The sequence below is a fragment of the Streptomyces sp. NPDC059679 genome, assembly GCF_042734105.1.
Taxonomy (GTDB): domain Bacteria; phylum Actinomycetota; class Actinomycetes; order Streptomycetales; family Streptomycetaceae; genus Streptomyces.
On the sequence record NZ_JBHWES010000012.1, the window covers coordinates 99,163 to 120,706 of the forward strand.

Genomic DNA, 21,544 nt, shown 5'->3' on the forward strand with positions numbered 1-21,544 from the left:
CCGCCCGGCCAGCACGCTCCCGGCCCCGACCAGGCCACTCCTCGCCCGGCCCGGGACGGATTCCTGTCCCGGGCCGGGCCACTGCTCACCCGGCCCGGGGCCGCGGTCAGCGGCCCACGGCGTACCCCTGGGCGCCGCGCGGGTTGGCCGCCGCGAGGAGGACACCGGTGTCGGGGTCGCGGGCGACCGCGCACAGCCGCCCCTCGGTCCAGGCGCCGCCGACCGTGACGTCATGGCCCCGGCGGCGGAGCTGGGCGATGGCCGGCTCGCCGATCCGGGACTCGATCACGACCTTCCCCGCCGCCATCGCTCGCGGGTGGAACGAGCTGGGGAAGCTCTCCTGGTGCCAGTTGGGCGCGTCGACGGCGCCCTGCAGATCGAGCCCGGAACGGACGGGCGGACGCAGGGCGACGGCGAGGAAGAAGTGGGTGCTCCACTGGTCCTGCTGATCGCCGCCCGGTGTGCCGAAGGCCATCACGGGGGTGCCGTCGCGCAGGGCGAGGGAGGGGGTGAGGGTGGTGCGGGGGCGGCGGCCGGGGGTGAGGGAGGCCGGCAACCCGGGGTCCAGCCAGGTCATCTGCAAGCGGGTGCCGAGCGGAAAGCCGAGCGCCGGGATCACGGGGTTGGACTGCAGCCAGCCGCCGCTGGGGGTGGCCGCGACCATGTTCCCCCAGCGGTCGACGACATCGAGGTGACAGGTGTCGCCGCGGGTGGTGCCGTCGGGGCCGACGGTGGGCTCCCCCGCGCCGGGCGCGGTGGCGGGCCCGGGGGCGTGCGACGCCGCGCGCGCGACCGCGGCCAGGGCCTGCTTGCTCAGCCGCGGCTCGCGCCCGCCGGGCCGCCCCGGCCGCAGCTCGTGGCTGGCGCGCTCGCCGATGAGCGCCCGGCGCTCGTCGTTGTACGGGGCGGACAGCAGGTCGTCGAGCGGGACGTCGGCGGCGTCGCCGTACCAGGCCTCGCGGTCGGCCATGGCCAGTTTGCCGCCCTCGATGAGGGTGTGCAGATAGTCGGGGGTTCCGTAGTCGTCGGCGGTCAGGCCGGGCGGCAGCAGGGCCAGTTGCTGAAGGAACACCGGGCCCTGGCTCCACGGTCCCGCCTTGCACACCGTCCAGCCGTTCCAGTCGTAGGTTGCGGGGGGCTCGTACGTGGCCGAGAAGGCGGCGAGGTCGTCGCGGGTGAGGGTGCCGGCGTGGCGTTCCCCGGACGAGTCCATGGTGGGCCGGGCGGCGGCCTCGGCCAGTGCCTCGGCGATGAAGCCCTCGCGCCAGATCCTGCGGGCCGCGTCGATCCGGGTCTCACGGCCGGGACCTGCGGCTTCGGCCTCGGCGAGCAGCCGCCGCCAGGTGGCGGCGAGGGCGGGGTTCTTCAGCAGCCGCCCGGGGGCCGGGGCCTTGCCGCCGGGCAGATACAGTTCGGCCGAGGTGGTCCACTCGGTCTCGAAGAGCTCCCGTACGGTCTCGACGGTCTCGCCGACGCGTTCGACCGCGGGATGGCCGCCTTCGGCGTAGCCGATCGCGTACTTCAGAACCTCGGCGAGCTGCTTGGTGCCGTGGTCGCGCAGCAGCAGCATCCAGGCGTCGAACGCGCCGGGCACGGCCGCGGCGAGCGGGCCGGTGCCCGGCACCAGGCCGAGGCCGAGCGAGGTGTAGTGGTCGATGGTGGCCCCGGCGGGGGCGGGGCCCTGCCCGCACAGCACGGTGGGGGCGGAGCCCGCCGGGGCGAGGATGATCGGCACCTCGCCGGCCGGTCCGTTCAGATGCGGTTCGACGACATGCAGCACGAACCCGGCGGCCACGGCCGCGTCGAAGGCGTTGCCGCCGTCCTCCAGGACGGCCATGGCGGACTGGGACGCCAGCCAGTGGGTGGAGGACACCATGCCGTGGGTGCCCTGGAGGGTGGGGCGGGTGGTGAACATGACGGGGCTCTCCTGGTCTCGGTACGGCTTGATCGTTCCACGCGGGTGCGGGTGCGGGCGAGGCGGGCTTGCGTCGGCGGGCCCTGGTCAGCGGGCAGGGGCCGAGGCGTCCGGGGCGGTGCCGTCGTCGGCCACCAGATGGCAGGAGACCTGCCGCGCACCGCCGGGCAGCTCCCGGAGGGCGGGGGGCTCGGTGCGGCACCGGTCGGTGGCGAGCGGGCAACGCGTGTGGAAACGGCAGCCCGTCGGCGGGTCCAGCGGGCTGGGCAGCTCCCCGCTGAGCAGGATCCGGGCGCGGGTCCGCTGCCGGGGCGGGTCGGGCACAGGGGCGGCGGACAGCAGCGCCTGGGTGTAGGGGTGCTTGGGGTCGGCGAACAGCTCGGCGGCCGGGGCCTGCTCCACCAGCTGTCCGAGGTACATGACGGCGATCCGGTCGGCGAGGTATTCGACCGCGGCCAGGTCGTGGGTGATGAACAGACACCCGAACTGCCGGTCCCGCTGGAGGTCCGCCAGCAGGTTGAGCACGGATGCCTGGACGGAGACGTCGAGCGCCGAGGTCGGCTCGTCGGCCACCAGCAGCTGCGGGTCCACGGACAGGGCACGGGCGATGGAGACGCGCTGCCGCTGGCCGCCGGAGAGCTCGTGCGGGCGCCGCCGGGCGTGTTCGGGGCGCAGCCCCACCTGCGCGAGCAGCGCGGCGACCCGCTCGCGCAGGGCGTCGCCGGACGCGATGCGGTGCAGCCGCAGGGGTTCGGCGACGATGGCGCCCACGGTCATCCGGGGGTCGAGCGAGGAGGACGGATCCTGGAAGACCAGGTGGAAGTCCTTGCGCAGCGGGCGCAGCGCGCGCCGGGACAGGCGGGTGATGTCGCGGCCGTTGATCCGTACGGTGCCGCCGGTGGGCCGGTCGAGCCGTACGGCGCACCGTCCCACGGTGGACTTGCCGCTGCCCGACTCGCCGACCAGGCCGACGATCTCGCCCCGGCCGATGGTGAGGCTGACGCCGTCGACGGCCCTGACGGTGCCGGTGCCGCCGGTGAAGTGGCGGGTGAGGCCCTGGATATCGAGAGCAGGGGGGTGAGTTATGAGGCCGGCTGCGGTGTTCACTAGGCGGCCTCCTTGGGCCGGTGGGGCGTGGGCGTCTGTACGGGGTGCCAGCAGGCGGCGTCGTGTCCGTCCCGCAGCGGCCGCAGGGCGGGCCGGGCGGTGGCGCACTGCTGGTCGGCGGCCGCGCAGCGGGGCTGGAAGGTGCACCGGTCGGGCTGTTCGGCGAGGCTCGGGACGAGTCCGGGGATCTCCTGGAGCCGTGGTCTGCCCCCGCCGGCGGCCGGGCGGTCGCGGACGGGCACGGCGCCCAGGAGGCCGCGGGTGTAGGGGTGGCGCGGATCGGCGAACAGGTCGTCCACGGGGGCCTGTTCGACGGCGCGCCCCGCGTACATCACCAGCACCCGGTCGGCGATGTCGGCGACCACGCCCAGGTCATGGGTGATCAGGACGATCGCGGTGCCGAGCCGCTCCCGCAGGGACCGCAGGACCTCCAGGATGCCCGCCTGGACGGTGACGTCGAGGGCGGTGGTGGGTTCATCGGCGATCAGGACGGCGGGGTCGCAGGCGATGGCAATGGCGATCATCACCCGCTGGCGCATACCGCCGCTGAGCTGGTGGGGGTAGTCGCGGGCGCGGCTGCCGGGGGCGGGGATGCCGACGAGGTCGAGCAGTTCGACGGCGTGGTCACGGGCCTCCCGGCGGCTCATCCCCCGGTGGCGGCTGAGGACTTCGCGTACCTGGCGGCCGATGGTGAGAACGGGGTTGAGCGAGGTCATCGGCTCCTGGAAGATCATCGCGATCTCCTTGCCGCGGACGTCCCGCAGTTCCCTGTCGGTGGCCCCGACCAGTTCCCGGCCGCCGAGCCGTACCGAACCGGTGACCTCGGCGGTGGGCGGCAGCAGACCCATGACGGCGGTGGAGGTCACGGACTTGCCGCAGCCGGACTCGCCGACGACGGCCAGGACTTCGCCGGCGGCCACGTCGTACGAAAGACCGTCGACCGCGTGCACCGGGCGGTCGGGGGTACGGAAGACGACGGACAGGTCCCGGACGCTGAGCGCGGGGGCGGGGTGCGTGGTCATCGGCTGTCTCCGCGGGGGTCGAGGATGTCGCGCAGCCCGTCGCCGAGCAGGTTGAACGCGAGGGTCGCGGCGACGATCGCCAGGCCCGGGAAGACGGCCATCCAGGGGGCGGCGGCGATATACGCCTGGGCGCTGGAGAGCATCACGCCGAGCGAGGGCGACGGGGGCTGGACGCCGAGGCCGAGGAAGCTCAGCAGCGCCTCGCCGATGATGGCGCTGGGGATGCCGACGGTGGCCTGGACGGTGAGCGCCGACAGGGAGTTCGGCAGGATGTGCCGGAAGAGCACGGTCCGGTCGCCACCGCCGTTGGCGACGGCCGCGGCGACGTAGTCGAGGTGTTTGAGGCGCAGCGTCTCCGCCCGGGTGATGCGGATGACGGCGGGGATCTGGGACACCCCGATGGCGATCGTGGCGTTGAGCAGTGAGGGTCCGAGGATGGTGGCGAGGCCGACCGCCAGCACCAGGAACGGGAAGGCGAGGAGAGTGTCGGTGAGCCGGGAGACCGCGGAGTCGGCGAGGCGTCCGTAGTAGCCCGCGGCGAGGCCGAGGGGCACGCCGACGGCGAAGGCCAGCGCCACCGCGAGCAGCCCGATCTGGAGCGAGGCCCGCACCCCGTAAATGACCCGGGAGAGCTGGTCGCGGCCGAGGTCGTCGGTGCCGAGCCAGTGTGCCCAGCTCGGCGGGTCGAGAGCGGTGGCGAAGTCGGGCCGGGTGGGGTCGTACGGCGCGATGAGCGGCGCGAACAGGGCGATCAGCACCAGGATCGCGGCGGCGACGGCGCCGGTGAGGGCGAGCGGATTGCGGAGCAGCGGCCGGAGCGGGGAGGGCGGCGCACCGGGCGCGGTGGCGGGTTCGCCGGTGGCGGGGGCGGTGGGGGCCGGGTTGTCCACGACGGTCACCGGGCACCTCCGAGCCGGATGCGGGGGTCGATCAGCGAATAGGCCAGGTCGACCAGCAGGTTGACCAGGATGTAGGCGGCGGAGGTGAACAGCACGACGCCTTGGACCATCGCGTAGTCCCGGGAGAACACCGCGTCGATGGTGAGCTTGCCGAAGCCGGGCAGGACGAAGATCTGCTCGGTGACCACGGCGCCCGAGATGAGATGGCCGAGTTGCAGGCCGAGGACGGTGACGACGGTGACCAGGCTGTTGCGCAGTGCGTGCGAGCCGATCACCTGGCGCCGGGTGAGGCCCTTGGCGCGTGCGGTGCGGATGTAGTCGGCGGACAGCGAGCCGAGCATGGCGGCGCGGGTCTGCCGCATGACGACCGCCGCGAGGCCGGAGCCGAGGACGATGGCCGGGAGCACCATGTGCCGCAGATTTTCCACCGGGTCGACGCCGAAGGGGACGAAGCCGGAGGCGGAGAACACGGGGACGGCGATGGCGAAGGTGAGGATGAGCACGATGCCCAGCCAGAAGGCGGGGATCGAAAGCCCGAGCAGCGCCAGGGCGTTCACCAGCCACTCCTCGGGCCTGCCGCGCCGCACCGCCGCAACGACCCCGCCGCTGACGCCGACGAGGACGGCGAGCAGCAGGGCCAGCGCGGAGAGTTCCAGGGTGACGGGCAGTGCGTCCAGGACGGAGTCCAGCACCGGGAGGCCGGTACGGGAGGAGGTCCCCAGGTCGCCGGTGAGGGCGTGGCGCACATAGCGCAAGTACTGGACCACGACGTTGTCGTCGAGTCCGTAGGCGCGGCGGATCTCGGCGATCGCCTCGGGGGTGGCCTCCTCCCCGGCCAGGGCGGTGGCCGTGTCGCCGGGCAGGGCCCGTACGCCGGCGAAGACCACGATGCTGACCAGGAAGAGGGTGATCAGCGACTCGCCGGCGCGGCGCAGCAGATAGCGGGGCATCGGTCGGGACATCAGCCGTCCCCCTTCGTGTAGCCCGCTTCCTTGACGCGGATCAGGCCGTCGCCGAGGACGCGCAGACCGGCGATGTCCTTGGTGGCCGAGACGTAGTTGTTGGGCTGGATGAGATAGAGCACGGTGTGCCGGTCCCTGACGGCTGCCACGAGCCGTTCGTAGATCTTCTTTCGGTCGGTCACCTCGGCGGTGGAGTGTCCGTCAGCGATGAGCTTGTCGATGGCGGGGTCGGACAGGCCGCCGTAGTTCTGGGCGCCGCCCGTGCCGGCGAACGCGTCGATGTTTCCGGCCGGGTCGAGCCGGCCGGACCAGTTGGTGGTGGCCGCCTGGAAGTCGCCGGAGCGGGCGTGTTGCAGTCCGGTGGCGAACTCGGTCGGCCGCAGGGTCACCTCGAAGCCCGCTTCCTTGGCCATGGCCTGGACGACCTGGCCGAGTCGGCTGTCCTCCGGTGTGGTGCTGACCTGCAGTTGCACCTTGAGCGGGGTGGACACCCCGGCCTGTTTCAGCAGCCGTCTGGCCCTCGCGGGATCGGCTGCGGGGCAGTCGGCCGCGGCCGCGTAGGGGGTGCCCTCGGGGAGCGGGCCGCAGGTGGGCCGGTACATCCCCTGGAAGACGATCTTGTTGATCAGCGCCCGGTCCAGGGACAGATCGAACGCCTCGCGCACCCGTACGTCGCGGGCGATCGGGGTGTCGATACGGCCCCGGGGCTCCCCGGCGCCCTTGGTGTTGCCGATGTTGAGGGTGAGCCCGTAGTAGCCGAGCGAGGGCGAGTGGAACAGTTGCAGCCCCGGCTCGGTGAGCGCCCGGCCGACCTGGACCGGGTCCATCTGGTCGCCGACCTGGATATCGCCGGAGAGCAGATTCGCCATCCGGACGTTGCCGTCGGTGATGGTCCGGTAGACGACCCGGTCGAGGTGGACCTTCTTCGCGTCGTAGTAGTACGGGTCCTTCCGCAGCACGATCCGGTCGCCCACGACCCGCTCCGCGTAGCGGAACGGGCCGACGCAGGTGGGGTGGCTCGCGAACCGGTCGCCGTAGGTCTTCAGCGCCTTGGGGGACATCACCATCCCCGAGCGGTCGGCGAGTAGCGAGAGCAGGGGGACGTACGGCTCGCTCAGCCGCAGCCGGACCGTGTCGTCCCCGATGGCGCTCACACCGGTCACGGGCTTCAGCTCGCCCGCGCGGGTGGAGCCGGTCAGTGTTTTGTGCCGTTCGAGGGAGGTTTTGACGGCCTGTGCGTCCAGGCGTGTGCCGTCGGCGAACCGGATGCCCTTGCGGAGCCGGATGGTGACGGTGCGTCCGTGGCCGGTGGTCTTCGGCAGCTCGGCGGCGAGTTGCGGTACGACCTGGTTGTCCTGGTCGACGTCGTACAGCTTCTCGCACATGGCGGAGAACACGGTCCGGCCGACGGCGGTACTGGCCAGGGTCGGGTCGAGTTTGTCTGGGTCGGACTTGAGCGCGACGGTGAGCGTGCCGCCGTCGCGGACGGGCCTGGTGTCGGCCATCCGGTCCGGCCCGGTCTCGGTCGCGGGAGTGGCCAGGGAGGCGCAGCCGGTGGCGGCGCCGAGCACCGCGCAGCTGAGGAGGGCGGTGACGGCCCGGTGTGGAAGAGACACCCGGTGTGGAAGAGACAGGGGCAGGCGGCGTGGGCGCATGGCTGTCTTGCCTTACTGAGGGGGGGACCGAGGGGGGAGACGAGGCGAGGGTGAGACGGGCCGCGCGGTGCGGCCCAGCATGGCGCAGAAACGTGGATTGGTCCATTGGTAGGACCAAGTTGATGTCAGGTGACGCTAGTGCGGCGGCCCCGGGCGCCTGGTTTCCGCACCGTCACCACCTGGTTAAATCGCCTTGCTCCGGCTTCTTCGCGATATGAGAGCCTGAACCACCGACCGGATCGTCAGAAGGCTGAGAACCAAAAAATGGACTGGCGGCAACTGCGGCACTCCACCCTGTCGAGGCCGGACGCGCTGGCCGTCGGTCTGGAGCGGCTGATCCTCAGCGGCGAGCTGCCGCCCGGCTCGCGGGTTCCCCCCGAGCGGGAGCTCGCGGAGAGCCTCGGGGTCTCCCGCGGCTCGGTCCGCGAGGCGCTGCGCGCGCTCGCCTCCCGCGGGCTGGTCGCCCGCCGTCCCGGCGCGGGCACCGTCGTCCTCGACCCGGGAGCCACCCCGCGCGGCGATGTCCTGGCCGCGGGCCTCGACGCCACGGCCGAACTCCTCCAGGTCATGGAGGTGCGCGCATGCATCGAACCGTCGGTGACCGCACGGGCGGCGACGCGCGCGACGCCCGCCGACATCGTCCAGCTCCACGCCCTCCTCGACGCGATGCGGCGCGAGCCGTCACGACAGGAGTTCACCGACCTGGACCGCACCTTCCACCGCGCCATCGCACAGTACACCCGCAATCCCCTGCTGCTGCGCCTGCTCGACCGGGTGTACGAGATCGGCGAGCCGGGGCGGCGCTCCTCTCCGCTGTCCGCCGCCCGCCGGCGGTCGACCATCGAGGAACACCAGGCCATCCTGCGGGCCGTCGAGGCCCGCGATCCGGAGGCGGCCCGGGCCGCCTCCGAGGCACATCTGGAGTCCGTACTGCGCCGGATCGAGGCCCAGCAGCGGCGAGACGCCGGCTGACCGGCACGGCGTCGGGCCAAGGCCCGCGCCTCACAGCGCGCGGTGCATGATGTGCAGCCCCACGTATCCGTTCGTCGGGTGGCGGAAGCCTTCCGGGAGCGTGCCCAGCACCTCGAAGCCGAGCGACCGGTAGAGCCGCACCGCGTGCACATTGGTCTCCACGACCGCGTTGAACTGCATCCGGCGGAAGCCCGCCGCACGGGCCCAGTCCAGTGAGTACGCGCACAGCGCCCGGCCCACGCCCTGTCCGGAGTGGGCCGGGTCGACCATGTAGCTGGCGCTCGCGATGTGCGCGCCGTTTCCCATGTGGTTGTTGTTCATCTTCGCCGTGCCGAGGACCGTGCCCGCCTCGTCCACGGCGACGACCGTACGGTTCGGCGGCTCGAGGAGCCACCAGTCGCGGCCCTGTTCCTCGCTGAGGTCGAGCGGATAGGTGAAGGTCTCCCCCGCGGCGACGATCTCGTGGAAGAAGGGCCAGATGGCGGGCCAGTCCCGCGGCGTGGCTTCCCTGATCAGCATCCGGACATGATGCCGAGGGGTTGCGCGGGTCCGCCAGCGTTTTCTGCCCGCCACCTCCGGGCGGCGGCCGGGGTCAGCCCCGCGCCGCCAGCTCGCCGAGGAGTTTCCAGGTGCGGCGCTCGTCCTCGGGGGAGCCGATCGCGGTCTGGGTGTAGACGAGTTCGGTGGCGCCCGCCTCGAAGTACGCGGTCACTTGGGCCGCCAGCAGCTCCTCGTCGCCGATCGCGACGAGGTCGACGGGGTTGTCGATGCCCTCGTGGTCCAGGGCGGCGCGGTAGGCGGGGAGGTTCTTGTAGGGGGCCATGTTCTGCTCGGCGCGGGCGCGGGCGCCTGCCACGTCGGCGGTCACGACACCGGAGACGATCACGGCCACCCGGGGCGCCGGGCGGCCGGCGGCCTCGGCATGGCGCGTGAGGGTGGGGACGGTGTACTCGGCCAGGGTGCGCGGGCCGGACATGATCGGCAGCGCGCCGTCGGCGAGTTCGCCGGCGGCGCGCAGGGCATGCTCCCCCGCCGCGGCCGCGACCAGCACCGGCACCCGCGGCCGGGCGCCCGGCACGGTGGTCGACAGCGAGGTCTTGGCCACCAGTGTCTCGCCGTTGAAGTCCACCGAGCCGGTCTCCAGCAAGGAGCGCAGCGCCTCCAGGTGTTCGCGCAGATGGCGGACCCTGGAGTGCGGTGCGAGCCCGTAGGTCTGCTCGACGAACGACTTGGTCGAGAGCCCGACGCCCAGCGTGAAGCGCCCATGGGAGGCCGCCTGCGCGGTCTGGGCCTGCATGGACAGCGCGATGGGGTGGCGCGGGTAGATGGGTACGACCGCGGTGCCGACGTCGATGCCGGGGACCTCGCGGGCCGCCAGGGCGGCCACCGTGATGGCGTCGTGGTCGAACCGCTGGGTGAACCAGGCGGCGGACAGCCCGGCGTCGGCCAGCTCCTTCACTTGGCCGATCAGGGTGTCGACGGAGTTGGCCTCTTGTGACAGCCGGGTGAAGTCGGTGGGCAGGGCGACACCGATGCGCATGACGTGCTCCGAATCGACGATCGATGGAGGGCGGAACCCGCCGTGGGCGGGAATCGGGAGCATATCTTAACTCGGTAACGAAATTTACCGGGTCAAGATTCGCTGCCGGAAGTCGCGGGCGCACCGACACGGCGTCAGGTGCGTTGCGGAGCGCGCTCCTCAGCGGGGGCGTTCGCCGGGTCCGAGGCCGTCGGGCGGCGGCGCGGGAGGAGCAGGGCGGGGAGGACGGCGGCCAGCATCAGGGCCACGGCCCAGAGGTAGGTGTCGGCGAACGGCCCGGCGTGGGTGGGGGTGGTGGTCCCGCCGCCGTTGATGGAGAGCGTGACGGAGAAGAAGGCCACACCGGTCGCGGCGGCCACCTGGGAGGTGATCTGAAGGGCCGTCGAGGCCGAAGGGGCGTCGTCCGCCGAGAGCCCGCGGGTGGCGGCGGCCATCGTCGGCATCATGGTCATCCCGACGCCGATGCCCAGCACCAGGAGCGGAACGGCCACCCGCCAGTACGCGAGGGTGTCGGACAGCTGCAGGGTCAACAGCCCCATGCCGAGCACCGCCGTGGTGACACCGCCGGCCACCAGCCACCGCGGCGCGACCTTGTCCGCGAGCCGCCCGGAGAACTGCATGGTCACCCCGGCCGCCAGCCCCAGCGGGGCGCCCAGCAGACCGGAGGCCGTGGCGCTCTCGCCCCGCACCACCTGGAAGTACATGGGCAACAGCAGCATGCTGCCGAAGTAGCCGACGACGAACAGGCCCAGCGTCCCCGCGCCGGCGGCGAAGGCCCGGTCGCGGTACAGCCGCAGATCGATCAGCGGATGCGGGGAGACCCGGGCCCGTACGACGAAGCCCACGACCAGCGCCGCCCCCACGACCGCCGGGAGCACCACACCGACCCCGCCGAAGTCCCGGTGCTCCGCGCCGGTGGACAGGCCGTAGATCAGCGCGGCCAGGCCCGGGGAGAGCATCAGCAGGCCCGGGACGTCCAGCCGCTGGCCGGGGGCTCCCACGGCGCGTGGCAGCGCGCGGGCGGCGACGACCAGGGCGGTGACGCCGACGGGCACATTGATGGTGAACATCCAGCGCCAGGAGAAGGAGTCCACCAGCCAGCCACCCAGCACCGGTCCGCTGACGGGGCCGATGAGGATGGGAATCCCCATGATGCTCATGATGCGGCCCATGGTCTCCGGGGTGGCCGCCTGCATCATGATCGTCATCCCGGTCGGCACGATCATGCCGCCGCCCAGCCCCTGCACCATCCGGAAGGCCACCAGCGACTCGATCGACCACGCTGTCCCGGCCAGCAGGGAGCCCAGGGTGAACAGCGCGATGGCCGTCATGTAGACGCGCTTGGTGCCGAACCGCCGGATCGCCCAGGCCGTCACCGGGATCACCGCGGCCAGGGCCAGGGAGTAGCCGGAGGACACCCACTGGACCGTGGGGAGCGGTGCGTCGAACCGCTGGGCCAGCGGATGGATGGCGACATTCACCACGGTGGTGTCCAGCACCGACATGATGGAGCCGAGCGTGACCACGGCGGCGAGGACCGCCAGCCGGGGTGAGGTGGGCGGGGCGTCACCGGGAGCTTGCTGTGTATGTGACATGACGGAGCCTTGTCCTCGTGATCGGCGGGGCGGGTGGATCGCCCGCCCGCGTTCCGAGACTCCGATATCAACCAAGGTTCAAGTCAACCCGTGGACCGGCTCCGGCATGTTGTTCGGCTTCAGGTCAGCGGCAGCGCCCGGATCGACTTGCCGCGTACGACGTAGAGCCGGCCCTGGCCCACCAGCGGCTCCGTGGTGCCGAGTACGGAGCCGGACGAGTCGCGCAGGGTCCACCGCGTCCGTCCGGTGCGGCGGTCCACCGCGACCGCGGCGGCGCGGCTGTCGGAGGACGGCGGGAAGACCAGCCCGCCGGCCACCGCGGTGCGGGCCGGCGGCGCGGCGAGGTCGGTGTCCGCCTTCCACCTCCACCGCACATGATGGGACGCCAGATCGATGGCGAACACATGCGTGCCCAGGACCGTGAGGTAGGCGACGCCGTCCGCCACGGCGGGAACGCCGAACGCCGCCTCGTCGCCCGTGCCGGAGGGCAGTCGGCCGGGGTCCAGCCGCCAGCCCGCGCGGCCGGTGCGCAGATCGATCGTGCGCAGCCCGGGCCCGCTCATCAGCACGGTGCCGCGTGCCACCGCCACCGTCCACCGCGGCACCTCGTCGCTGCCGTCACCCGCGACCAGACCGTCCCCGGGCAGCGCCACCCGCCACCGCCGCCGGCCGTCGGCCGTGTCGTACGCGGTCACCGAACCGTCGTCGACGAGCACCAGCCGGCCCTCCGCCACCACGCCCGGGAGGTGGGTGGCCGAGCCGCGCTCGAGCTCCCGGCGCCAGCGCACCTTCCGGGCCACCATGTCGTACGCGAGCAGATACCGGCGGCGGCTGTCCGGCGTACCGTCGCGGTGCGCGCCCGAGTGGCCGAACACATACGCGGTACGGGCGTCCCCGGCGCTGATCGGGTGGTCCGTGAAGCGGAAGGTCACCCCCAGCGGGTCGGAGTACCAGGTCCTGCCGTCGGCTGGGTCGACCATCGCCAGCCGGTCGTCCCCGTCGGCGAAGGTGGCCTTCATGACGATCAGATCGCCGCAGGCCACCGGCGAGTACCCGGACACCGCGGGTGCGGTCCAGCGCAGCGTGCCACGGCGGGCGTCCACACCGAGGATGCCGGCCCCCGGGTCGGCCTGTACGGCGATGACTCCGCGGTGGTACAGCGGCGTGCCGAGGTCCCCGAGGGGGCCGCGGTACTCCCACAGCGGCTGCGGCGCGGTGTCCGTGCCGGAGGCGCCGGGGCCGGGCCGGGGTTCGCCGCGGGTGTCGTCGTCACCGGGGCCGGCCACCGCCCACCACACACCACCCGCCACTCCGGCGGCGGCCAAGGCGCCCAGCCCGCCCAGCACCAGCCTGCGGCGGGCCGGGCGCGGGGCGTCCTGGGACGGTGGCACCTCAGGAGCGGTGGCGGTGGCGGACGGCGGGGCCTGGGGCTCTTCGGGCCGCCGTACCGCCACATCCCACACGGTCGCGGTGCGCAGCGCGATGTCGTGCAGGACGCCCGCCGGGAGCAGACCGGCGAACCGTTCGCGTTCGCCGTCCCGTTGCCGTTCGCCGTCCCATGGCCGGTCCCGGTCCCGCTCTCGCTCGCCGTCGTCGCCCGTGCCCGTGCCCGTCAGGGCGCGTGCGATCCGGTCGGCCGCGGGCCGGTCCGCGGGGTCCTTGGCCAGACACCCGACGACCAGCGGCCACAGCTCCTCCGGCACCCCGGCGAGGTCCGGCTCCGCGTACGCCACGCGGTACAGCACGTCGTTGGCCCCGCCCTCGCCGAACGGCGCCCTTCCGGTGGCCGCGTACACCAGCAGGCCGCCCAGCGCGAACACGTCGGCGGGCGGTCCGACGCTCTGTCCGCCGACGGGGCGCGCCTGTTCGGGCGATATGTAGGCGGGGGTGCCCATCTGGCGGCCGGTACGGGTCAGCCGCTCGGCGCCCACGGCACGGGCGAGCCCGAAGTCGATCAGCTTGGGGCCGTCGGCGGTGATCAGCACGTTGGAGGGCTTGAGATCGCGGTGCACCAGGCCCTGGCCGTGCACCGTGGCCAGCCCCCGGGCGAGCGCGACTCCCAGGGCGCGCAACGCGGCGTACGGCCAAGGGCCGTGGGCCTCCACTGCCTGGGTCAGGGAGGGGCCCAGCAGGTATTCGGAGGCAAGCCACGGACGCGGTCCGTCGGTGTCGGCGTCCACGACGGCCGGGAAGAAGTCGGCCCCGCCGAGGGAACGGGCCGCCTGGAGCTCCTGCCGGAACCGCTCGCGGAACTCCCTCTCCTCGGCCAGGTCGCGGTGGATGGCCTTGAGCGCCACGGTCCGTCCGCCGTCGGAGCGGGCCAGGAAGACGGTTCCCATCCCGCCGGACCCGAGGCGGGCCAGCAGGCGGTAGCGGCCGAACGACTCCGGGTCGTGGCCGAGCAGCGGCCGCACGGGCAGGGCGGGCTCGTCCGCCGTCACGTTCACGGTCATCCCTTCACTCCACCGGAAGCATGAACACGGCGGCGCCGTGGGCGACGACGGCCGACGATCTCGCCGGATAGACCTGGTACTCGTCCAGGAGTTCGCCGCTGCTCTCCTGGAACCGCCACCGCACCCCGCCCGTCCGGGCGTCGAGCGCGAACACGCCCGCCGCCGCGGCGGCCAGCACCGTACGGCCGGAGTCGGTGACCGAGAGGGTGGGGGTCGCCTTCCACACGGTGTCGTCGGGCAGCGCGGACCGCCACAGTTCGGTGCCGCGGTCCGGGTCGACCGCGTAGACCAGTTTGGTGCCGTCGGACACGTACAGCACATCGCCCTTTCCGCCCGGCCCCTGACGGATCACCGGGTGGCCCAGCGGGGACTTCGTCGTCGCGTAGCTGTTGATGTCCAGGGACCACCGCTGTTTGCCCGAGTCGATGTCCACGGCGCGCAGCGTGGCCCCGCGCGCGGCGTAGAGCAGGCCACGGCCGGCCGAGATGCCGACCTTGTCCCCCGCGCTGACGCCGTCGAAGCGCCTGCGCCACTCCTGGTGTCCATCGGACAGCCGCAGCGAGATGAGTTCCACCTCGTCGCCCGGATATCCCAGGCCGACCAGCGAGCGGCGGGTGGGGAACGCCCCGATGTCATCGCCGTACACGGCGGGCAGCCGGCTCCGCCACCGCTCGCGGCGGGTTCGGGTGTCGTACGCGACCACGTAGGCGGGGGGCTTGGAGCCACGCCTTCCGTTACTGCTTCCCGAGCCGGTCGCGGTTCCGGTCGCGGTGAAGTAGGCGTGGCGGCCGTCCGCGTCGACGGAGAGCATCTTGTCGAAGGTGAGGCCGGTGCCGGAGTACTTGGACTCCACCCAGCGCTGGTGGCCGTCGCGGGCGTTGAAGGCGACGAGTCTGCCGTTGGTGGTGACGAGGGCGAGTTCGCGGCTGATGGGTTCGGGGGTGGCGTCGGTGCCCAGGTCGTCGCGGCGCCAGGTCGGGCGGCCGGTGCGCAGGTCCAGGGCGACCGCCTCCTGGGTGTTGGTGATGATGGCGAGTTTGCCGCGCCACACCAGGGGCGGTACGGAGGTGGCGTCGGTCAGGTCGAAGCGCCACCGGGCGGGAGGGGCCGTGCCGGAAGGGGGGCGCGGCGCCGGGCTCGTGGCGGGGCGCCGGGCCGGACCGGGGTCGGTCAGCGCGGACAGCCCGCCACGGCCCGAGACCCACCCGGCCACCGCCGCGCCCCCGGCCAGCAGCCCGGCGGCCCCCGCGGCGGCGGTGGTGAGCACGGCGCGGCGGGAGGTGGCCGCGGTACGGAAGAGTGGCGGATCGGCGACCGGATGCGCGCGGTTGCGGCCCTCGCCGCGCGTGGGCGCCGTGAACACGTCGTCGTCCGGGAACGCCTCGTCCTCGGTGGCCGGTTCATCGCGGGCGCCGGGCGGGGCCTCGGCCGCCGGCCCGAAGGCTAGGGCGGTCCCGGGCTCCTCCAGCACCAGCGCCCGCGCGGCCTCGCGGGCCAGCCGGGCGACCACGGCGCTCGGCAGTCTCGGTGGCGGCGGTGGCGCGCCCGGGTGGGGGCCGCCGAGGGCCGCGCGCAGCTCGGCGGCTTCCGGACGGCCGGCGGGGTCCTTCTCCAGACAGCTCGTCAGGATCCGGGCGAGCGAGTCGGACAGCCGGCCGAGGGCCGGCGGTTGCGCGGCGATCCGGTACAGCACCTGCGGCGGCGCGTCGTCGCCGAACGGGGGGCGGCCGGAAGCGGCGTAGGCGAGGACCGCGCCCAGCGAGAACACGTCGGAGGCTGGGACGGGGGCCCGGCCCCTCGCCTGTTCGGGTGACAGGAAGGGGGCCGGCCCGGCGAACCGGCCGGTGTCGCTGTCGTACGCGTCCGCTCCCCCGGCTCCCTCTCCCCTGCCGTTCTCTCTCCCGCCGGCCTCCCTCCCGCCGCGGGCTCCCTGCCGCGGCAGGCGGGCGTGGTGAAACCCGGTCAGCCGGGGGCCGTCCCCGGCGACCAGGACCGCGTCGGCCGAGATGCCGCCATGGACCATTCCGGCCGCGTGGACCCGCTCCAGCGCCTCGGCGAGCGCGGCGCCCAGAACACGTACGTCGTCCTCCGCGAGCCCTCGGGGCGCGGCGCGGACGGCTTCGGCGAGCGGTACGGCGGGGACGTACGGGTAGGCCACCCATGGGGCCGACGCGTCGAGTTCGGCCTCCTCGACGGGCCGTACCCAGCGCCCTGCGGCGGCCCGTGACGCCGCCACGTCGCGGCGCAGCCGGGCGCGCAGCCGCTGGTCGTCGGCGAGTGCGGCGCGCACCAGCGTGACCTCCACGGTCGGCCCCGCGCCGACGCGCCGCCCCAGCAGCCGCACGCCGCTCTCCGTCTCCCCCAGCCGGGCCAGCATCCGAAACGGCCCGAGGTGACGCGGATCCGCGTTGTGCAAGGTGTGCATGTGTCGGCAGCCCTCCCGGCACGATGTGCCACGCCCCGCTATCGATACGTACCGCAGCCTAAGGGTGTCCAAGCATGGAGGTTTCACGCGGCCGAACGTCCACGGGCGGGGCGTCGGCTGCGGAGCGGCCGGCGGGGCGGCCTTCGCGGGTCACAGGACCGGCATGGCGTGCAGGGTGCCGGCGTGGGTCAGGAAGACCCGGTTGGCCGCGCCGGTCAGACGCCAGGGCTGGTCGCCCCCGCCGCCGAGCGACCACGCCACCGCGGCCTTCCGCAGGTCGACGGTCACGACTCCGTCGTCCGGGCCGAACCGGTCCGCGCCGAGCGGGTGGTAGAGGGACCGCCCCTGGACCACGGGCGCGGTCGTGGGCAGGGCGTGCGTACCGGGGAGGAGGGACCAGGTCTGCTCGCCGCTGCGGGCGTCGACCGCGATCAACTGGTCCTGCCAGGCGACGTACAGGGAGCCCTGGGCCGGGGTGGGTGAGCCCCAGATGCCGCCGTCGGCGGCGGGCTTGGCCCAGCGCCGTGTGCCGTCCGCGAGGGTGAGCGCCCGCAGCGAGGCGCCGCCCAGGTACACGGTGTCGCCCGCGACGGCGGGCGCGAGGGCCATCTCGGCGGCGGTGTCCTGATGCCAGGCGACCGAGCCGTGGTCGTCGGTGCGGTACGCGGTCACCGTCCCGTCGGCTCCGGCGACGACGAGCCGCCCCCTGGCCACTGCCGCCGCGGCTCCCTTCGCCGTACCGGTCGCCGCCGATCTCGTCCAGCGGGCCCGAGCGCCCGTCAGTGGCAGTCCGCTCAGCCGTCGTTCGCCGTCCAGTACGTACGCCGTGTCGGCGTCGGCGGCCAGGAGCCGTGTCGCGCCGACCGCCCGGGACCAGCGTTCCCGTCCGTCGCGGGCATCCACGGCGGTGAGCCGTCCGCCCGCGGTGACGGCGAGCACGACACCGCCCGCCGCCAGCAGGCCCGCGGCGGGCAGCGGCGTGCCCCGGTCGGTCCAGGTCCACGCCCGCTGCCCGGTGTCCACGGCCCAGGCAGTCAGGCCCTTGGGCGTTCCGGCCACCACGACCCCGCCGGCCGCGAGCGGGCCGACGCCGTTGGTGGCGAGGCCGTCCCGGGTCCACAGCGGGGCGGGCGCGGTGCCCGTCGTGTACCGCGCCAGCGGGGTGGCGGCGGGGACTCCGGGGCCACTGCCGTCGCCGCGCAACAGCCACCACCCCGCCCCGCCGCCCACGGCGCAGACGGTGACCGCGGCAGCGGAGGCGGCCGCGGCCGTCACCCGGCGCCGGGACGGGGCCGCCTCGAGGGCGGCGGAGCGGACCGTATCGTCGACGGCCGCCGCGCAGCGGGCGAGTTCGGCGGCGAGCGGCCCGGAGCGCCAGGCGGGGCGGCGCGGACGCAGGGGCGGGCGCAGAAGCGGGCGCAGGGGCTGGGCCAGGCGCGGCCGGTGCGCCGCGAGCCATCCCGTACGGTGCGCCCTGCCCGGCTCTCCGCGCCGTCCCGTGTCCCGTTCTGTGGCGTGCTGTGTGCCCCGCTCAGTGCCCCGTTCCGTGCGCAACCGCCGCGCCACCTCGCGCGGCTCGGGGCGCTGTGCCGGCTCCTTGGCCAGACAGTCGGTCACCACCCCCAGCAGGGCCCGCGGTACGCCCTCCAGGTCCGGCTCCTCATGAACGGTGCGGAACTGGACGGCCGCCGGGTGACCGTCGCCGAACGGCAGACGCCCGATGGCGGCGAACGCGAGCACGGCGCCCAGCGCGAAGACATCGCCGGGTGGCCCGGTACGCCGGCCGAGCGCCTGCTCGGGGGCGGAGAAGCCGGGCGTGGCGGGGGCCGAACCGGCCCCGGTGAGGGTCATTCCGTGCTCGGGCCGGGCGATGCCGAAGTCGATGATGTACGGGCCACCACGGGTGAGCACCACGTTCGACGGCTTCAGGTCCCGATGCACCAGCCCGGCCGCGTGGATCTCCGCCAGTGTTCCGGCCAGCGCCGCGCCCAGCGCCCGTACGTCCGCCTCCGCGAACGGCCCGAACCGGTCCACGGCGCGGGTCAGTGTCAGCCCCGGCAGGAATTCCGAGGCGAGCCAGGGCCGTTCACCCCACATCCCGTGGCCGAGGACCGCCGCCACCCCGGGCCCGCGCACCGACCGCGCCACCTCGGCCTCACGCCGGAAGCGGTCCAGCATCCCGGGATCCACGTCATCCGTGGCCCGCAGCGCCTTCACGGCAGCGGTGCGGCCCGCCGCGTCCACCCCCAGGTAGACCCTTCCCATGCCGCCCGCGCCGACCACGCCGAGCAGCCGGTAGGGCCCCAGCCGCATCGGGTCGTCGTCAGCGAGCGGGGCGACTATCGGGTTCTCGGTCATGGCCACGAAGCGCGATCGTAGACGGCCCCGGACCGGCGTCTACGCTGTGCCCGTGAACTTTCCGCACGCCCCGCTGTCCGAACTCGTCCGCCGCGTACCGCCCCCGGCCGAGGCCGTGGACGGCCACGGCGACTGGGAGGCGGCCGAGGCCGCGCTGGGCGTGCGGCTGCCCACGGACTTCAAGGCGCTCGTCGAGACGTACGGGCGGGGCGAGTTCTGCGACCACATCTGCCTGCGCACACCGTTCGGCGAGGACAATCCGGTCCGGCTCGCGGCGGATCTGCTCGAGGACTACGGCGGCATGCGGGAGATGTTCCCCGGGAACTTCCCCTATCCGCTCTTCCCCGAGCCCGGCGGGCTGATCGCGTGGGCGGTGACGGGCAGCGGACACCATCTGTGCTGGCGCACCGCGGGGCCGCCGGACGAATGGCCGGTCGTGGTGTGGTCGCGTGACGACGACTACGAGGAGTACGGGCCCGGCGCCGCCGACTTCCTGGAGGGGTGGATCACCGGGCGGATCGTCTCGGAGGCCATGCCCGGCGGCCACCTTGACCTGACTCCGTGGTTCGACTCCGCGCGCGAGCTGGCCCATGTGTACATCAGGCTGGCAGAGGGCGAGCGGCCATACCCGGAGCGGCTGCGTCTGCTGCGCGAGGCGCTGGCACCGACCGCCGACCGGGGCGGCTTCGTGTCCGAGTACGACGGCCTGCGACAGGATCATTTCGCCACCGTCGAAGGAGGCTGGGAGGTGACGTACGAGACGGCGTACGGCCATCAGATCCGGGTGGCGTTCCCGCCCGAGGACAGTGAGCGGGCGCGGCTGGCCGTGCTGGCCGCGGCGAGGTTGATGGGGTGCGAGGTACTGGGGTTGTCGACCGTGCACGGCACGGTCCTATGGCAGCCCATGCCGTGAGCCCCTGTCCGGCGCGTCCGGTGGCCAGGGCGCCGCTCAGTCGCCCCCGATCCCGTGGTCGGCGAGCGGGCCCACCGTCCAGCCCTCGTCCCGGCATACGCGGACGAGGGCGGGCAGCGCGCCGAGTGTCGCCCGCCAGCAGCCGGGCTCGGCCGCCCGGTCGGAGTCGTGAAGGAGCACCGTGCCGCCACCACGCAGATCGCGGCATACGGTGGCGAGCACCGAGGCCGGCGTCGCCCGTGCGGTCCAGTCGCGGCCCCACGCCGTCCACAGCACGGGCCTGAGCCCGGCCCGCGCGGCGGCCAGCACCCGGCCACCGGTCAGCACCCCGTACGGCGGCCGGTACCACCGCGGCACCGCGCCCGTGGCCCGCCGCACGACGCGGGCGGCGCCCTCGACCTCGCGCAGGTCCCGGGCGACCGTGGGCAGCCATGGGCGGCTGTGCGCCCAGCCGTGGACGGCGAGCTCATGGCCTCGGCGGGAGATTTCGTACGCGGTCCGCGGATGGCGCAGAACGCTGTCGCCGAGGACGAAGAACGTGGCCCGTACGGCGAGCCCGTCGAGGGCGTCGAGGAACTGCGGGGTGGACCCGGGGTCGGGCCCGTCGTCGAAGGTGAGTGCGATGTGATCGGGCCGCCCGCGACCGGCCAGGGCAGGGAAGAGGGCCCGCCGCGCCCCCGGCAGCCAGGTGCCGGCGGGGCCGATGTGCGCGGCCACCGCCAGGGCCGCCGTGGCCGTGGGCAGGGTCACGACGCGCCGCCGCTTTCGGTCCGGCGTACCGTGCGGGCAGGGTGCTCAGGAGGCGATCGGGTGGCCGTGTCCCAGCCGTCGGCGACGGCCGGTGAGTGAGACAGGCCGACGATCCCGGCCGCCATCAGGGCGACTCCGATCGCCTCGGGCACGATGCGCGGCCCGAGGGCGATGCGCTCGCCGAACAGCACCCAGCCCAGCACGATGCTCATCAGCGCGTCGCCGAGGGTGAGCGCGGGTTGCGACGCCGCGAGGGTGCCGGCTCGCAGGGTGCTCTGCAGCAGCAGGAAGCTCAGCAGCCCGACGCCGCACACCGCGTAGAGCGGCCAGCTGGTGAACACGGCGGCCGCGCCGCCGGCGAACCGGCCCGTGAACTCCTTGATCAGCGCCGCGGTGCAGGCGAAACACGCCGCGGTGGCGCAGCCCAGGACGGCGGCGCGGGCGGGCCCGCGCAGTACGCGGGCCGCCGCGATCAGGACACCCACGGCGAGCGCCGCCAGCAGCCCCACCGGGAGCCAGCGGCCGTTCTTCGCGGTGCCCTGGCCGTGCGAGGGGTCGGCGGCCACGAGGAAGATCGCCAGCCCGGCGGCGAGCGTCACAAACGCCAGCCATGTCCGGCCGTCCGGGCGGTGGCGGAAGACCAGGCTGCCGACCACCAGGGTGAACAGCAGCTCGGTCACCAGCAGTGGCTGCACGACGGAGAGCCGCCCGACCGCGAGCGCGCCCACCTGGGCCACCGCCGACACCACCATCGCCGCCCCGCCGGCCAGCCAGAACGGGCGTCGCAGCAGCCGGGCCAGCCGGAGCAGGGCCTGCCCGGCCCGCCGGCCGGCTCGCCGTTCCGGTTCCCGCTCCTGTTCCTGTTCCTGTTCCTGTTCCTGTTCCTGTTCCATCGCGGCGCGTCGCTGCAGCACCGACGCCGCGCCGTTGGCCAGGGCGGACAACAACGCCAGCAGGACCGTCAGCGCGTCGTGCACC

16 protein-coding genes are annotated in these 21,544 nt (G+C 74.0%); 2 read left to right on the forward strand and 14 right to left on the reverse strand.

All coding sequences use genetic code 11. The features are described from left to right. Positions 1–106: 106 nt before the first annotated feature. The 6 genes from ACFV2X_RS16185 to ACFV2X_RS16210 all read right to left on the reverse strand — a co-directional run bounded on the left by ACFV2X_RS16185 (position 107) and on the right by ACFV2X_RS16210 (position 7,521). Positions 107–1,915: a gamma-glutamyltransferase family protein gene (locus ACFV2X_RS16185; RefSeq protein WP_385616594.1), complete on the reverse strand. Its 1,809-nt coding sequence runs from the start codon at positions 1,913–1,915 to the stop codon at positions 107–109. A gap of 87 nt (positions 1,916–2,002) precedes the next feature. Beyond that, on the reverse strand, positions 2,003–3,022 hold the full coding sequence (locus ACFV2X_RS16190) for an ABC transporter ATP-binding protein (protein WP_385616596.1): 1,020 nt from the start codon (positions 3,020–3,022) through the stop codon (positions 2,003–2,005). Beyond that, positions 3,022–4,044 (reverse strand): ABC transporter ATP-binding protein, encoded by a 1,023-nt coding sequence (locus tag ACFV2X_RS16195; RefSeq protein WP_385616598.1) that lies wholly within the window; start codon positions 4,042–4,044, stop codon positions 3,022–3,024. The genes ACFV2X_RS16190 and ACFV2X_RS16195 overlap by 1 nt, the downstream gene beginning before the upstream one ends. Further along, positions 4,041–4,943 carry an ABC transporter permease gene (locus ACFV2X_RS16200; protein WP_385616600.1) on the reverse strand — a complete coding sequence of 301 codons (903 nt, stop codon included), beginning with the start codon at positions 4,941–4,943 and terminating at the stop codon, positions 4,041–4,043. The genes ACFV2X_RS16195 and ACFV2X_RS16200 overlap by 4 nt, the downstream gene beginning before the upstream one ends. Continuing rightward, positions 4,940–5,893 (reverse strand): ABC transporter permease, encoded by a 954-nt coding sequence (locus tag ACFV2X_RS16205; RefSeq protein ID WP_385616740.1) that lies wholly within the window; start codon positions 5,891–5,893, stop codon positions 4,940–4,942. Before ACFV2X_RS16205 ends, ACFV2X_RS16200 begins: the two co-directional genes overlap by 4 nt. An 11-nt stretch (positions 5,894–5,904) precedes the next feature. After that, positions 5,905–7,521: an ABC transporter substrate-binding protein gene (locus tag ACFV2X_RS16210; protein ID WP_385616602.1), complete on the reverse strand. Its 1,617-nt coding sequence runs from the start codon at positions 7,519–7,521 to the stop codon at positions 5,905–5,907. 303 nt (positions 7,522–7,824) lie between these two features. Here ACFV2X_RS16210 and ACFV2X_RS16215 point away from each other — a divergent pair, with 303 nt between their 5' ends. Continuing rightward, entirely contained in the window at positions 7,825–8,532 is a 708-nt protein-coding gene (locus ACFV2X_RS16215) for a FadR/GntR family transcriptional regulator (RefSeq protein ID WP_385616604.1), read from the forward strand. Between the two features lie 30 nt (positions 8,533–8,562). On the opposite strand, the gene ACFV2X_RS16220 is transcribed toward ACFV2X_RS16215, so the two are convergent. The 6 genes from ACFV2X_RS16220 to ACFV2X_RS16245 all read right to left on the reverse strand — a co-directional run bounded on the left by ACFV2X_RS16220 (position 8,563) and on the right by ACFV2X_RS16245 (position 18,903). Next, positions 8,563–9,051, reverse strand: coding sequence for a GNAT family N-acetyltransferase (locus ACFV2X_RS16220; protein ID WP_385616606.1), 489 nt, complete (start codon positions 9,049–9,051; stop codon positions 8,563–8,565). Between the two features lie 73 nt (positions 9,052–9,124). Further along, complete coding sequence (locus ACFV2X_RS16225) at positions 9,125–10,072, reverse strand: TIGR03564 family F420-dependent LLM class oxidoreductase (RefSeq protein WP_385616608.1); 948 nt, start codon at positions 10,070–10,072, stop codon at positions 9,125–9,127. 134 nt (positions 10,073–10,206) lie between these two features. Continuing rightward, entirely contained in the window at positions 10,207–11,667 is a 1,461-nt protein-coding gene (locus tag ACFV2X_RS16230) for a DHA2 family efflux MFS transporter permease subunit (RefSeq protein ID WP_385616610.1), read from the reverse strand. Between the two features lie 119 nt (positions 11,668–11,786). Beyond that, positions 11,787–14,120, reverse strand: a complete 2,334-nt coding sequence (locus tag ACFV2X_RS16235; protein WP_385616612.1) for a PQQ-binding-like beta-propeller repeat protein — start codon at positions 14,118–14,120, stop codon at positions 11,787–11,789. Positions 14,121–14,124: 4 nt separating this feature from the next. Continuing rightward, a complete protein-coding gene (locus ACFV2X_RS16240; protein WP_385616614.1) occupies positions 14,125–16,545 on the reverse strand; it encodes a PQQ-binding-like beta-propeller repeat protein in 2,421 nt (806 codons plus the stop codon). A 150-nt stretch (positions 16,546–16,695) separates the two neighbouring features. Continuing rightward, the gene (locus ACFV2X_RS16245; RefSeq protein ID WP_385616742.1) at positions 16,696–18,903 is read right to left on the reverse strand and encodes a PQQ-binding-like beta-propeller repeat protein; all 2,208 of its coding nucleotides are present in this window, start codon (positions 18,901–18,903) and stop codon (positions 16,696–16,698) included. A gap of 52 nt (positions 18,904–18,955) precedes the next feature. Here ACFV2X_RS16245 and ACFV2X_RS16250 point away from each other — a divergent pair, with 52 nt between their 5' ends. Then, positions 18,956–19,816, forward strand: a complete 861-nt coding sequence (locus ACFV2X_RS16250) for an SMI1/KNR4 family protein (protein WP_385616616.1) — start codon at positions 18,956–18,958, stop codon at positions 19,814–19,816. Positions 19,817–19,852: 36 nt separating this feature from the next. Here ACFV2X_RS16250 and ACFV2X_RS16255 read toward each other — a convergent pair whose 3' ends face one another. Beyond that, complete coding sequence (locus ACFV2X_RS16255) at positions 19,853–20,566, reverse strand: polysaccharide deacetylase family protein (RefSeq protein WP_385616618.1); 714 nt, start codon at positions 20,564–20,566, stop codon at positions 19,853–19,855. After that, a complete protein-coding gene (locus ACFV2X_RS16260; protein WP_385616620.1) occupies positions 20,563–21,543 on the reverse strand; it encodes a DMT family transporter in 981 nt (326 codons plus the stop codon). Before ACFV2X_RS16260 ends, ACFV2X_RS16255 begins: the two co-directional genes overlap by 4 nt. Between the last annotated feature and the right edge of the window lies 1 nt (position 21,544).

Bases quoted from the DNA above. Each gene is read 5' to 3' on its own strand.
- ACFV2X_RS16235 (WP_385616612.1), bottom strand. From the start codon at position 14,120: ATGACCGTGAACGTGACGGCGGACGAGCCCGCCCTGCCCGTGCGGCCG.
- ACFV2X_RS16245 (WP_385616742.1), bottom strand. From the start codon at position 18,903: ATGACCGAGAACCCGATAGTCGCCCCGCTCGCTGACGACGACCCGATG.
- ACFV2X_RS16220 (WP_385616606.1), bottom strand. From the start codon at position 9,051: ATGCTGATCAGGGAAGCCACGCCGCGGGACTGGCCCGCCATCTGGCCC.
- ACFV2X_RS16185 (WP_385616594.1), bottom strand. From the start codon at position 1,915: ATGTTCACCACCCGCCCCACCCTCCAGGGCACCCACGGCATGGTGTCC.
- ACFV2X_RS16230 (WP_385616610.1), bottom strand. From the start codon at position 11,667: ATGTCACATACACAGCAAGCTCCCGGTGACGCCCCGCCCACCTCACCC.
- ACFV2X_RS16205 (WP_385616740.1), bottom strand. From the start codon at position 5,893: ATGCCCCGCTATCTGCTGCGCCGCGCCGGCGAGTCGCTGATCACCCTC.
- ACFV2X_RS16240 (WP_385616614.1), bottom strand. From the start codon at position 16,545: ATGCACACCTTGCACAACGCGGATCCGCGTCACCTCGGGCCGTTTCGG.
- ACFV2X_RS16225 (WP_385616608.1), bottom strand. From the start codon at position 10,072: ATGCGCATCGGTGTCGCCCTGCCCACCGACTTCACCCGGCTGTCACAA.
- ACFV2X_RS16195 (WP_385616598.1), bottom strand. From the start codon at position 4,044: ATGACCACGCACCCCGCCCCCGCGCTCAGCGTCCGGGACCTGTCCGTC.
- ACFV2X_RS16215 (WP_385616604.1), top strand. From the start codon at position 7,825: ATGGACTGGCGGCAACTGCGGCACTCCACCCTGTCGAGGCCGGACGCG.